Raw genomic sequence first — 12,883 nt, 5'->3', positions numbered from 1 at the left:
TCGGCTCGGCGCCGCGCCGGTCGAGTTCCGTGTAGCCGAGCTCGTCGACGCATAGGAGGTCGACGCGGCCGTATCGGTTGATGGTCTTGGTCAGCCGCGCCGGCTGGGCGGCAGGCTCGTGTCCTGCGGCTGGTCGGTATCGCCGACGAGGGTGGCGGCCCAGCTTGCCAGGAGGCGCAGGGCGTCGTGGGAGGGTGTGTCGGGGGCGGCGGTATAGACGGTCAGGTTCAGGCCGGGGTCGGCTTGCAGGTCCATGGACTCGTAGTCGAGGGTGAGGCCGCCGACCGCGGGGTGGTGAAAGGTCTTGGCGCCGCTGTGGTGGAGGCGGACGTTGTGCTGGGCCCAGCGGGTGCGGAAGTCCGCGCTGCGGGTGCACAGCTCCCCGATCAGGTCGGTGAGGCCCTTGTCGAAGGGGTCGCGGCCGGCCTCGGTGCGCAGCAGGGCGACGGTGATGTCGGCGGAGGTGTCCCAGTCGGGGAAGAAGTCGGGTCCGGCAGGGTCGAGGAACTGGAAGCGGGCGATGTTGGGCGGCTGGGTGGGGCCGGTGACGGGGCGCGGGCCGGGCACCCGGCGGCGCACGCCGGGAGCCAGCCCGGCCTGCTCCGGGGTGATCCTGGCGCGCCGGCTGGCGAGGAAGGCGCGGATCTCGTCGCGGTTGTCGTGCACGTCTTTCACTGTAGGCAGCGGCCGCGGGCGGAAGGGGGTAGAGGTTGTCCCCCCGATAAACGCGACCTCCCGCACGCGCGACGCAGCCGGTTTCCTGGGCGTTGCCATAAGGAGTGACGGCATTCCGGCGTTCCCGGGCAGGAACGCCTGTGTCAACCGAAGCCGCAGGAGGGTGATCCGGCCCCGCAACGTACATCGCCGAAGCCGGGGACGACTTCCTCACGATCGGGCGGCCCGCTGACCTGAACTCACACAGCACGTCATAGCGAGGAGATCCACCCATGCGTGGAACAGTTCTGTATGCCCCGGGCGACGTCCGCGTCGAGGACCGCCCGGACCCGAGGATCGAGAAGCCCACCGACGCGGTCATCCGCCTGGCCGCCACCTGCGTGTGCGGCTCGGACCTGTGGCCCTACCGCGGCATCGAAGCGGTGAACCAGCCGACCCCGATGGGCCACGAGTACGTCGGCATCGTGGAGGAAGTCGGAAGCGAGGTCCGCACCATCAGGCCGGGCCAGTTCGTCGTCGGCTCCTTCTTCGCCTCCGACAACACCTGCGCGATCTGCCGGGCGGGCTACCAGTCCCGGTGCGTGCACGCCGAGTTGATGGGCGCCATCGGCACCCAGGCGCAGTACGCCCGTATCCCGCTGGCCGACGGCACTCTGGTCGCCACACCCGGCATGCCCGAGCCCGATCTGATCCCGTCGTTGCTGGCCGCCTCCGACGTCCTGGGCACCGGCTGGTTCGGCGCGGCCGCCGCCGAGGCGGCCCCGGGCAAGACCGTCGCGGTGGTCGGGGACGGCGCGGTCGGCCTGCTCGGCGTGCTGGCCGCCCGGCGGCTGGGCGCCGAGCGGATCATCACGATGAGCCGGCACGAGCCCCGGCAGAAGCTCGCCACCGAGTTCGGCGCCACCGACATCGTCACCGAGCGCGGCGACGACGGCGTCGCCACGATCAAGGAGCTGACCGACGGGCTCGGCGCGCACTCGGTCATCGAGGCCGTCGGCACGCAGGAGTCGATGATGCAGGCGATCCGCTCGACACGTCCCGGCGGGCACGTCGGGTACGTCGGCGTCTCCCATGGCGTCGAGTTGCCCGGCGAGGAGCTGTTCTTCTCCGGGGTGCACCTGCACGGCGGACCCGCCCCGGTGCGCCGGTTCCTACCCGAGCTGATCGACCTGATCTGGAACCGGACGATCGACCCGGGCAAGGTTTTCGACCTGGAGCTGCCCCTGGAGCAGGCCGCCGAAGGCTACAAGGCGATGGACGAGCGCCGCGCCATCAAGACCCTGCTCACCCTGTGAGCCAGGCGCCGGGGCGCCACCGGATCCTCGCCGCGATCAACGCCGTCCACACCCACGGCACACCCGACCGGCGCAAGTCGACGTCTACCGCCTGTGGCGGGAGCGCGACGGCGGCGCGTGCAGCAGAGGGACACGCAGGACGAACCGTGCCCCGCGGGTGCTGTCTTCGATGGTCAAAGTGCCGCGGTGGGTTTCGGCGATCTGCCGCGCGATCGACAGGCCGAGCCCGGTTCCTCCGGCGTCCTTCCTACGGGAGGCCGCCAGACGGGTGAACCGCTGGAAGACCACCTCCCGCTGGTCGGGGGCGATCCCTTCGCCGTCGTCGCGTACCTCCAGCACCGCCGCATCCCCTTCGCGGGCGACGGTGACGGTGATGGTGGAGGCGGCGTGCCGTTCGGCGTTGTCCAGCAGGTTGTTGAGCAGCCGGGTCAGCCCGATCCGCTCCCCGTTGACCATCACGCCGGGGGTGAGGTGACGCACGACCGCGGCCGTGCGCGGGCGGCGATCCAGCTCGCATCGGACGAGGCTGGTCAGGTTGACGGGATCGTGCCGGCCGCAGATGCCGGCGTCCAGCCGGGCGATCTGGAGCAGGTCGGTCACCAGCTCCTGGAGGCATTCCACACTGTGAAGGAGCGCGGCCGCCGTGTGCGGCCAGTCGGCTTCTTCGGGGTACATGAGCGCCTCCTCGATCCGCGCGCGGATCGCGGTCAGCGGGCTGCGCAGATCGTGCGAGGCGTCGGAGGCGAATCGGAGCTGTTGTTCGACCGCCGCCTGGGCGCGGTCCAGGGTCCGGTTCGCGGTCTCGGCGAGGTCCTTGAGCTCGTCTTCGTAGTTCGGTACCGGGACGCGATGCCCCAGGTCGCTGGCGGTGATCTGGGCGAGCTTGCCACTGATGGCCCCCACCGGTTCAAGGGTCTTGCTCACGATCCAGTACGCGCCGAACGCGGTCACCGTCACCAGCAGGAGCGAGCCGCCGACCAGGGATGCCAGCAGCCCGAAATCGCCGTACCAGGAAGGGGCCGGAGCCGCCGCGTGCAGCCACCAGGTCCCATTGGCCATGTGGATCGGCTGGTTGAGCACGACCTTGCAGTCGCCGGGGAATCCGGGGAGGTCACACGTCTCATAGATCGTGTACGTGTCGGACCCGGCGACATTCACCATCGGCGGCGTGCCGGCCATGTTCCGTGTGGAGGACACCAGCTTCCCGGTGGGATTGAACAACTGGGCGGCCTTGCCCGGCGCCTCGGGCAAGGCGGAAGGCGGACCTTTGATCACGGTCCGTTCAACGGTCTTCAACGCGTTGGCGATCAACGTCGCCTTCCGGAACTCCATGGCGCGCCCACGTACGGCGATCAGCACGAGAACCGTGGCTGCGGCGCAGATCAGCGCCATGCCGCTGCCGGCCACCACAGTCAGGCGGGTCCTGATGGTGCAACGATGCCAGACACACATCCTGATCACCCCCCGAGACCAGATCCGGGCCTCTCTATGACGGCCCCTTACCGGTCAGGGGGAGACTCACCGCCAAAAGCACGCAAACGTCAGCAGGCCTGGGGACTGCGCGGGACAGGACCCTCGGCCCGGCCCGGGCCGATCGTGTTGGTCCTGATGGCGTCGCCTGCGTGCGCCGGCGCCGTCGTGGGGGCGACGCCGAGACGGCGGCCCTGAGCCCCGTACGCACGCCGTACGCACCGATGATCGCGTCCTGCTGTGCGCACCCCCGTTCGAGGCCGTGGGCCGCGGATGCCTACACGCTCGCCCTGAGCGGACTCGTGCCGCCGCGAAGACCGCCTCGCGGCAGTCCGAGTTCCCGCTCCGCCCCTGGCCCTGTCCCCCGAGCAGCAGGCCGCGAACCCGGTACTGGCGACCGTGGTCGGCGGTGAGGTGCTGCTCCACGCCCTGAACGAGGCCCCCACGAAATGACGCAGGTGACGTTTCACTGTCCCGAGGCCAGGCTGCACGTCACAGCGTCGAGGGCCGTGTCGAGCTGACGGCGCAGCGACGCCGAGTCCGCCGCGAGGGCGGAGGCCAGGATGCCGGGGCCGCGCAGCGCCATCAGGGCGGCGTCGTCGCCGAAGGCGCCGCACGTGCGAAGGTCCGCGTGGGGCGCGCGGGGGGGCGGCTCTCCGGACCCTTCTCGCGCAGCCGGCAAGGCGGACCGCGCCCGTAGGACACCGAAACGCAACCGATGGTTGCGCAACAACGGCGTCCCGGATAGCCTGACGCGCAACCAAACATTGCAGGAGGGTGACGTGGAGTTCGGAACCATCGAGCGGGAGATCTATATCGAGGCGTCGCCAGAGATCGTCTTCGAGGTGGTGAGCAGTCCCGACCACCTCAAGGAGTGGTGGCCGGACGACGCCCGCTACGAGCCGACGCCCGGGTCCGCAGGGGAGATCGTCTTCGGTGACCGCGACACCGGCGGGGCAGTGGTGCCGTTCACCGTCGTCGACATGCGACCACCGCGGACGTTCTCCTTCCGCTGGACGCACCCGGCCAACGAGGTCGCGGCGGAAGGCAACTCGCTGCTGGTCACCTTCGACCTGACCCCGTCGGACGGCGGGACGCTCCTCAAGATGACCGAGACCGGCTTCCGCGAGATGGGCTGGGAGGTCGCCGTCCTCGAGCAGCAGTACCAGGAGCACGTCACCGGCTGGGACTTCTATCTGCCGCGGCTGGCACCGTACGTCGCGTCGCTGCGGGTGCGGTCATGAGCACCGCGGTGGCCGAAACGGTCGACGACGACCTCTGGTCCGCGATCGGAGACCCGACCCGGCGCCGAATGCTCGACCTGCTGCTCATCGAGGGTGACGGCACCGCGACCACGCTGGCCCAGCGGCTACCGGTCACCCGTCAGGCGGTGGCCAAGCACCTCGGCGTCCTCGACCGGGTCGGCCTGGTCCGGGCGACGTCGGCGGGCCGGGAGAAGCGGTACCGGGTGGACGATGCCCAGCTCGCCCGCGCGGTGGCCCAGCTGTCGTCGGTCGGGGCGGCGTGGGACGCCCGGCTGCAGCGGATCAAGCGGATCGCCGAGGCGATCCAGCGCACCCAACAGGACTGACGAGACCAAGGAGAGCCGGAGATGGTGGACATTCTGCACAGGATCGGGGTCAAGACCCCGACACCGGAGAAGGTGTACGACGCGCTGACGACCGTCGAGGGCCTGGCCGGCTGGTGGACCGACGACACGAAGGGAAGCGGCGACGTCGGCGGCGTACTCGAGTTCCGGTTCCCGGTCGGCGGCTTCGACATGGAGGCCGTCGAGCTACGGCCCTTCGAGCGAGTGGCATGGCGGGTGGTCGACGGCCCTGAGGAGTGGATCGGGACGACGATCGACTGGGACCTCCGCCAGGACGGCGACTACACGATCGTGCTGTTCAAGCACCAGGGCTGGAAGGAGCCGGTGGAGTTCATGCACCACTGCAGCACCAAGTGGGGCTCGTTCCTGATGAGCCTGAAGTCCCTGGTGGAGACCGGCGAGGGCGCGCCCGCACCGCGGGACGTGCAGATCAGCGACTGGCACTGAGCGGTCGCGGGTGGGCTGGGCGATGACGGCGTGACGGATGCGTCACGACTCACCGGCAGCCCCCGGCCCACCCTCCATCAAGCCGCTCCACGAGATCGGCGGGCACCTCCTCGCCGAGGTAGATGACGAGGAGGTCTTCCGGGGACGGTCGCGGATCGACCGGCCGAGCCGCGTCGTGAACGGGTTCCCGATGCCGGCCGGCGGTCGGCCGGCCGATTCTTGCGGCGGGCGTGGCCGGAGCACCGATCAGCCGGACCGGCCGATGTCCGCGGCCCAGGGGTAGGTGATCTGTACTGAGGAGGTCGGCGCTCCGGTGAGGCCCTTGCCCAGGAACAGCGTGTTGAACGGCGCGTACAGCGGTATCCAGATCAGCGCCTTGACGGCGATGTCCTGGGCTCCGACCACCAGCTTCGCTCGCTGCGCGGGGTCCCCGGCCGAGGCGGCCTCGGTGACGAGCCGGTCGTACTCCGGGTTCGACCACCTGGCGTAATTGAAGGTGTCGCCGGTCTGGAGGTACTGGTAGATCTGCGTCGGGTCGGGGAAGTCGGTCTGCCAGAGCGAGAAGATCAGATCGATCCCCTTCCGCGCCTCGGCGTCGCTGTAGAGGGCGTTGTAGTTGTCGGCGGGCAGGGTCCTGATCTCCACCTTGAGGCCGATCGACTCGCCCGCCCGCTTGACCTCGGCGCCGATGACCGGCATCTCGGCCTGCGAGCCGGTGACCGCGATCGTCACCGGGGCGGAGGGCACGCCCGCCTCACGCACCAGTGCCCTGGCCTCCTCGAGCCGGCCGCCGGGATCGGGCAGCGCGTCATAGGCGGCGCGGAGGGCCTCCTTCTCGAATCCCCAGCTTCCGGGGGCGGCCGGCGCCTTGAGCGGCTCGGCGGCTCCCGCCACGGCGGCCTTGACGATCCCCCGCCGGTCGATGGCCAGCGACAGGGCCTTTCGGATCCTGACGTCGCCCAGTGCCCCGTTCAGGTCGGTCACCATGGCGACGTAGCTTCCCGACGTACGGCCGAAGTAGAGCGTTCCGGTGTCGGTGGCGCGAAGCCTGGCGAAGCCGGAGGAAGGCACGTACCAGGAGCCGTCGAGTTCACCGGCGAGCAGGGCGGTGATCGCCGCGGCGGGATCCCTGATGAAGTCGAACCGGACGTGCCCGGTCTTGGCGCGGTGTGCGGCGTCCCAGTAGGCGTCGAAGCGGTCCAGTGTGATGGACTGGCCGGTCGTCCAGGTGCCCAGCTTCAGGGGCCCGGTGCAGTCCGGCGCCTCGCCGGGCTTGCCGAGGTCCTTCCCGGCGGCCTCGGACGCGGCCTTACCCAGGATGCGACCGGCCGCGGTGGCCATCGACTGGTGGAAGAGCGCGTCGGGCGCCTTGAACCGGACGGTGACCTCGAGGTCGCCGGTGGCCCTGATGTCCTTGACGTTCTGGTAGACGGCGCCGTAGTACGAGCCGAGCGATTTGTCGAGGTGGCGGCTGAGGCTGTAGGCGACGTCCTTGGCGGTCAGCTCGGCGCCGCTGTGGAACTTCACTCCGGGGCGGAGCTCGTACACAAGGGTGAGCGGGTCGGGACTGCTCCAGGACTCGGCCAGCGCGGGGGTGTAGGAGAAGTCCGGCTCGATCTTCACCAGGCTCTCGCAGACGTTGGCGAGAACCTCCAGGGGCGGCAGGTCGCTCGGGTACATGGGGTCGAGCGTCGAGGGTTCGGCGTGCAGGGCCCACCGGAGCGTGTCCAGCTCACCGGTGGCGGCGGGCAGCGACTCGGTCAACGTCGGCAGCGTGGCCGCCCCTGTGGCGGGCGTGCCGCCGCAGGCGCTCAGCGCGAGCATCACGCACAGGGCCGGACCCGTGAGGCGGGCGGTGACAGGCATGGGTGTTCCTTCGGAGGTCAGAGGGTGGCGAGAAGATCGCGGCGGGTGCGCGCCACCACGTCGGGATCCCAGCCCGCGTGCGGCACGCTGGACAGCAGCAGCCGGGTGTAGGGGTGCTCCGGCGTCTCCAGCACCTGCCGGGTGGGGCCGTGTTCGACGACGGAGCCGCGGAACATGACGGCGACCTCGTCGGTGATCCATCTGACGACCTCCAGGTCGTGGCTGACGAACAGCAGCGCGACCTGCGTTTCTTCACGGATCTCGGCGAGCAGGTCGAGGATCTGTGCCTGGATGCACACGTCGAGCGCGGCGACCGCCTCGTCGAGGACCAGGAGCCGGGGCCGCGCGGCGAGCGCGCGGGCGATGGCGACGCGCTGCCGCTGCCCGCCGGACAGCGCGTGCGGGATCGCGGCCGCCTCCCGGGACCCGAGGCCGACCTGATCCAGGAGTTCGGCGCGGCGGCGTTGCCGCTCGGTCGTCCCCAGGCGGGTGTGCAGCCGCAGCACCTCGTCGAGCGTGTCGGCGACGCTCTGCCGGGGGTCCAGGCTCTGGTAGGGATCCTGGAACACGAGCTGAACCACGCGTGCCAGCTCCCGGCGGGTTCGCCGGCCGCTCCCCGCGAAGCGGTGACCGTCGAACGTGACCGTTCCGGAGTCGGGGCGCTCCAGACCGACGATCATTCGAGCGGTGGTCGTCTTGCCGGAGCCGGACTCCCCGACGATCCCGAAGGAACCACCGGCCGGCACCTCGAAGGAGACATCGTCGACGGCCACGACCTTGCCGTAGGTCTTGCGGAGCGCGTTCACTCTCAGGAGGCTCATGAGTTCTCCCCGGTCAGGACGAGGTCGCCCGCGCGGTGGCAGGCCACCCGGCGGGAGTCGGCGGCATCGAGGCGAGGGGACCGCTCGTGGCAGATCTCGTGGGCGTGATCGCAACGGGACGCGAACGCGCAGCCCGGCGGCGCCTCGAAGAGCCCCAGCGGGCGGCCGGCGATGACCCGGAGGTCGTCGCGGCCGGGCTTGGGGCGGGAGGCGAAGAGCGCGGCGGTGTAGGGGTGGCGGGGCCGGCGGTGCAGGTCGGCGGCGGGGGCCTCCTCCACGATCGAGCCGGCGTACATCACGTTGATCCGGTCGCAGCAGGCCACGGCCAGGTCCAGGTCGTGCGTCACCAGGACGATGGCCAGCTCGCGTTCGCGGCGCAACCGCAGCAGGATCGACATGATCTCGGCCTGGGTGGTCACGTCCAGGGCGGTGGTGGGCTCGTCGGCGAGCAGCAGCTCGGGCTCCGCGGCCAGTGCCGCGGCGATCATGACGCGCTGCAGCATGCCGCCGGACAGCTCGTGCGGATACTGGCGCAGGTGCCGTTCGGGGTCGGGCAGGCCGACCTCCTCCAGGAGCCCGGCGGCTGCACGCATGGCCTCGCGGCGCCGCATGCCCCGATGTACTCGCAGCCCTTCGGCGAGGAAGACCCCGAGGCGCTGGAAGGGGTTGATGTGCGCGCGAGGGTCCTGGAAGATCATCGCGGCGGTGCGCGACCTGATCTCGCGTATCTGCGCGGCGGGTGCGCCGAGCACGTCCCTACCCGCGACCCGCACCCGGCCCTCGGTGCGCGCGCCGGCGGGGGTGAGGCCGACCGCGGTGCGCAATGTCATGGACTTGCCGGAGCCGGACTCTCCGACCAGCCCCACGATCTCGCCGGGTCCGCAGGTCAGGGAGACGGAGTCCAGGATGGGCCGTCGCGCGTCGCCCGAGGACACCGACAGGGAGAGGTCCTCGATCCGCAACATCATCGGGCCGCCTTTCTGACGTGGTCGGCGATGCCCTCGCCGAGCAGGCTGAACGCGACGACCGCGGTCACGATGGCGGCGCCGGGGGCGAGCGCGGACAGGGGCATACCCTGCAGCAGCGCCGTCTGGCCCTCGGAGATCATGGCTCCCCAGTCGGATCGCGGGGGCTGGACCCCGAACCCGAGGAAGGACAGCCCGGCCAGATCGATCATGGCGTAGCCGAAGCAGAGCGACGCCTGGGCGAGGACGAACGGCGCGATGTTGGGGATCAGATGTCGTAGCGCGATGCCCCAGGCGGCGAACCCCTGGAGTTCCAGCGCGCGTATGTACGGGCGGTTGCGCTCGCTGAGGGCCACCCCCCTGGTGATGCGGGCCATGTACGGCGTGTAGGCGATCGCGAGCGCCAGTACGGTCGAGTCCAGCCCGGCGCCGAGCACGGCGACCAGCAGGATCGCCAGGAGCACGCCGGGGAAGGCGAAGATCAGCTCGATCATGCGGGAGAGCGCGGCGTCGACCCAGCCGCCGCGCCACGCGGCCACGACGCCGACCGTCACGCCGAGAAGGGTGGCGCCGACCACGACGCCGAGCGGGCCGAGCAGCGAGATCCGGGCACCCCAGATGAGGCGGGACAGCACGTCGCGGCCGGCCTGGTCGGTGCCGAGCGGGTGCGCGGCGGACGGCCCGTTCAGGCTCTCGGCGAGCGAGACCGCGTCGGGGTCCTGAGGGGCCAGCCAGGGTGCCAGCAGCGCGACGAGGACCAGGCCGGCGAGTACGGCGACCGCGGATGCGGCCATCCAGCCGGCGCCCCGCAGGCGGGGCAGCCAGCGGCGCCTGACCAGGGGCAGTGCCTGTGTGGCCATCAGCCGGCCGCCCTTCCGCGCTCTCGCGGGTCGATCAGCGGGTACAGCAGGTCGACCACCAGGTTGGAGACGGCGAACGCCGCGACGATGATCAGGACGATGGCCTGGGTGACCGGGAAGTCCTTCGCGTTGACCGCCTGTACCAGCAGCGACCCCATGCCGTTGAGACCGAAGGCCGTCTCCACCAGCGTCGTGGTCACCAGCAGGCCGGAGACCACCAGGCCGGTGAGCGTGACCACCGGGGCCATCGCGTTGCGGAAGGCGTGCCGCCAGATGAGGCGCCGTTCGGAGAAGCCGCGGACCCGTGCCGTCTCGACGTACTCCTTGCCCAGCTCGGCCAGCATCGAGGAGCGGGTCGCCCGTGCGATCAGCGCGGCCGAGGACAGCGCCAATGCCACGGCGGGCAGCGTCAGGTGCCACAGCCGGTCGAGCAGGCCCTCTCCCGCCCCGAACGCCGGGAACCAGCCGAGCGTGACGGCGAACAGCGAGGTCAGTCCGATGGCGACGACGAAGGACGGGGTGCCCATGGCGACAGTGGTCCCGATGACGGCGGCGGCGTCGACCACGCCGCGCCGGATCGCGGCGATGACACCGATCACGACGCCGGAGATCAGGATGAGCAGCGAGGCGTAGCCGATCAGGAGGAGCGTGGTGGTGAGCCTGGAGGCGATCAGGCCGCCGACGGGCTGCCTGAACTGCAGTGACTGCCCGAAGTCACCGGTGAGCAGGCCGCCGAGCCAGGACAGGTACCGCTGGAGGAAGGGATCGTCCAGGTGGTACTGGGCGCGGATGGCGGCCAGCGTGTCGGCGGTGATCGAGTTGCCCCGGGCCAGGAACGACTCCGGCGAGCCGGGCGCCAGGTACATCGCGGAGAACACCACGAACGAGGTGACGAGCATGACCAGGGCGAGGGCGAGCAGCCTGCGCCCCACGAGTGCCGCCGTCATGCCGTCGCTCCGAGGTCGGCCGCCCACGGGTAGTGGAGCTGGACGTAGGAGGCAGGGCAGCCGCTGAGCCGCTTGTTGAGGAAGAGCGTGTTGTAGGGCGTGTAGAGCGGGATCCAGATGAGCCGGTCGACGACGATCCGCTGAGCGGAGGCGATGAGCTCGGCGCGGGTCTCCGGTTCACCGGTGCGCGCCGCCTCGGTCATGAGCTCGTCGAACGCGGGGTCGGAGAAGCCGGAGAAGTTGTAGAGGTTCCCGGTCTGGAAGTACTGGTAGATCTGCAGCGGATCGGGGAAGTCGGTGCCCCAGCTGGTGAGGTACAGGTCGATGCCCTCGCGGGCCTTCTTGTCGGTGTACACGCCGTTGTACTGGTCGGGCGGAATGTTCTTGATCGCGACGGTCAGGCCGATCCGTTTGGCCGCGGCCTGGATCTCGGCGCCGATGACCGGTAGTTCGGCCTCGCTGGTGGTGGTGGCGACGGTGATCGGCTCCGCGGGTGCCCCCGCCTCCCGGACCAGCCTCTTGGCGGCGTCGAGGTCGCGCCGCGTGATCGTGAGGTCGTCCCACGCCTTGCGGTAGACGTCCTTGGCGTATCCCCACGACCCGGGCACCGCGGGTGCCCTCTGCGGCTGGCCGGCCCCGCGTAGCACGGCGTCGATGATGCCCTGGCGGTCGATGGCCATCGACAGCGCGCGGCGGACGCGCACGTCGCGCAGGGGGCCGTCGGCGTTCATCACGATGGCGTTGAAGCCCTGTGTGCTCGGACCGTAGTAGACGGTGCCCTGCCCGCCGGTGGACAGGCGGTCCAAGGACGCCGACGGCAGGCTCCAGCCGCCGTCGATGGAGCCCGACAACATGCCGTTGACCACGGCGGCCGGGTCGCGGACGAAGCTGAACACGACCTCCTTGGCCTTGGCCCGGTGCTTGGGGTCGAAGTAGCCGTCGTCGCGGGCCAGGGTGATCGACTGTCCCTTGTCCCAGGACGCCAGGGAGAAGGGGCCGGCGCAGTTGACGCCGCCGTCGGGCGTCCCGTACGCCTTGCCCTTGGCCTGTACGGTCGCCTCGCTTTCGACGATGCCGGCGGGGCTGCTCATGTAGGAGTTGAAGAGGGCGTCGGGCTGCTTGAGGGTGACCGTGACCTCGAGCGGGCCGGTCTCCTCGACCGAGGAGACGTTGGCGTAGGCGCCGGCCCAGAACGAACCGGCCTTGGCGTCCAGGTGGCGGGTGAGGCTGAAGACGACGTCCTTGGCGGTGAGCGCGGTGCCGTCGTGGAACCTCACCCCGGGACGCATCCGGTACACCCACGTCGTCGGGGTGGGGTTGGCGACGGACTCGGCCAGCGCGGGTTCGAGCGACATGTCGGGGGCGAGCCGGAGCAGGCCCTCGCACACGTTGGCCATGATCTGGCCGGTCTCGAAGCTCGCGTTGTAGATCCAGTCGAAGGACGCGGGTTCGTTCTGGACGGCCCAGGTCACCCGGTCGAGGGGCCCGGACGCGGCGGGTGTCGTCTCGGTGACGTCGATCGCCTTGCCGCCGTCGCGCGCCGCGCCGGACGGCCCTCCGGAGGAGGGGTTCCCTCCGCATCCGGCGAGGAGCAGGGAGCCGACGGCGACCGTCGCGGCGAACCGGCGGGGACGGGACCATACGGATGCTTGGGGCAAGAGGTACCTCCGGGGCTGGTGCTGGGGCGGCCCGGACAGGGTCGTGAAGGGGGTGGAGGGGCTCGGGGACTCGCGGCGGTCCGGCCGCCGCTGCGGCGCCATCCGGTTTCCGGCGCGGCTTGTCCGGCAGTTAACACCCGTCACTCTGCGGAGCGCAAGGCTTGGGAGAAACGTTTCTTTTCGAAGAGAAACGTTTCTTTTTTCCCAATCATGGGTCATGATGCTGCCCGGCGGCCGGTCCGGAAATCTCCCGGTCGCGGTCCTCTCCGT

The 12,883-nt window shown here is 70.6% G+C and carries 12 protein-coding genes; 4 read left to right on the top strand and 8 right to left on the bottom strand.

What is annotated here, in order from left to right:
• Positions 1-90: 90 nt before the first annotated feature.
• Positions 91-666, bottom strand: a complete 576-nt coding sequence (locus AWQ70_RS18100) for an MmyB family transcriptional regulator (RefSeq protein ID WP_067177448.1) — start codon at positions 664-666, stop codon at positions 91-93.
• A gap of 281 nt (positions 667-947) precedes the next feature.
• Between AWQ70_RS18100 and AWQ70_RS18095 the strand changes: the two genes are divergently transcribed.
• Positions 948-1,970 (top strand): zinc-dependent alcohol dehydrogenase family protein, encoded by a 1,023-nt coding sequence (locus tag AWQ70_RS18095; RefSeq protein WP_067177446.1) that lies wholly within the window; start codon positions 948-950, stop codon positions 1,968-1,970.
• An 84-nt stretch (positions 1,971-2,054) separates the two neighbouring features.
• Here AWQ70_RS18095 and AWQ70_RS18090 read toward each other — a convergent pair whose 3' ends face one another.
• Entirely contained in the window at positions 2,055-3,422 is a 1,368-nt protein-coding gene (locus AWQ70_RS18090; protein WP_067177564.1) for a sensor histidine kinase, read from the bottom strand.
• Positions 3,423-4,222: 800 nt separating this feature from the next.
• Between AWQ70_RS18090 and AWQ70_RS18085 the strand changes: the two genes are divergently transcribed.
• The 3 genes from AWQ70_RS18085 to AWQ70_RS18075 are packed head-to-tail and all read left to right on the top strand — an operon-like array spanning position 4,223 to position 5,496.
• Positions 4,223-4,684, top strand: a complete 462-nt coding sequence (locus AWQ70_RS18085; protein ID WP_067177445.1) for an SRPBCC family protein — start codon at positions 4,223-4,225, stop codon at positions 4,682-4,684.
• Positions 4,681-5,031 carry an ArsR/SmtB family transcription factor gene (locus AWQ70_RS18080; protein WP_067177443.1) on the top strand — a complete coding sequence of 117 codons (351 nt, stop codon included), beginning with the start codon at positions 4,681-4,683 and terminating at the stop codon, positions 5,029-5,031. Before AWQ70_RS18085 ends, AWQ70_RS18080 begins: the two co-directional genes overlap by 4 nt.
• A 21-nt stretch (positions 5,032-5,052) precedes the next feature.
• A complete protein-coding gene (locus tag AWQ70_RS18075; protein WP_067177441.1) occupies positions 5,053-5,496 on the top strand; it encodes an SRPBCC family protein in 444 nt (147 codons plus the stop codon).
• A gap of 246 nt (positions 5,497-5,742) precedes the next feature.
• Here AWQ70_RS18075 and AWQ70_RS18070 read toward each other — a convergent pair whose 3' ends face one another.
• Genes AWQ70_RS18070 through AWQ70_RS18045 form a run of 6 tightly spaced genes read right to left on the bottom strand, consistent with a single transcriptional unit; the run spans position 5,743 to position 12,613 of the window.
• Entirely contained in the window at positions 5,743-7,362 is a 1,620-nt protein-coding gene (locus AWQ70_RS18070; protein ID WP_067177439.1) for an ABC transporter substrate-binding protein, read from the bottom strand.
• Between the two features lie 17 nt (positions 7,363-7,379).
• Positions 7,380-8,183 carry an ATP-binding cassette domain-containing protein gene (locus tag AWQ70_RS18065; protein WP_067177436.1) on the bottom strand — a complete coding sequence of 268 codons (804 nt, stop codon included), beginning with the start codon at positions 8,181-8,183 and terminating at the stop codon, positions 7,380-7,382.
• The gene (locus AWQ70_RS18060) at positions 8,180-9,151 is read right to left on the bottom strand and encodes an ABC transporter ATP-binding protein (RefSeq protein ID WP_067177434.1); all 972 of its coding nucleotides are present in this window, start codon (positions 9,149-9,151) and stop codon (positions 8,180-8,182) included. The genes AWQ70_RS18065 and AWQ70_RS18060 overlap by 4 nt, the downstream gene beginning before the upstream one ends.
• Entirely contained in the window at positions 9,148-10,008 is an 861-nt protein-coding gene (locus AWQ70_RS18055) for an ABC transporter permease (protein WP_067177432.1), read from the bottom strand. The genes AWQ70_RS18060 and AWQ70_RS18055 overlap by 4 nt, the downstream gene beginning before the upstream one ends.
• A complete protein-coding gene (locus AWQ70_RS18050) occupies positions 10,008-10,955 on the bottom strand; it encodes an ABC transporter permease (protein WP_067177430.1) in 948 nt (315 codons plus the stop codon). The genes AWQ70_RS18055 and AWQ70_RS18050 overlap by 1 nt, the downstream gene beginning before the upstream one ends.
• A complete protein-coding gene (locus AWQ70_RS18045) occupies positions 10,952-12,613 on the bottom strand; it encodes an ABC transporter substrate-binding protein (protein WP_067177562.1) in 1,662 nt (553 codons plus the stop codon). The genes AWQ70_RS18050 and AWQ70_RS18045 overlap by 4 nt, the downstream gene beginning before the upstream one ends.
• Positions 12,614-12,883 lie beyond the last annotated feature (270 nt).

The sequence above is a fragment of the Microtetraspora niveoalba genome (assembly GCF_001570405.1).
In the GTDB taxonomy this organism is placed as follows: Bacteria; Actinomycetota; Actinomycetes; order Streptosporangiales; family Streptosporangiaceae; genus Microtetraspora; species Microtetraspora niveoalba.
Note: the sequence above shows the minus strand (reverse complement) of the source record. Positions and strands in the feature narration are given on the sequence as shown.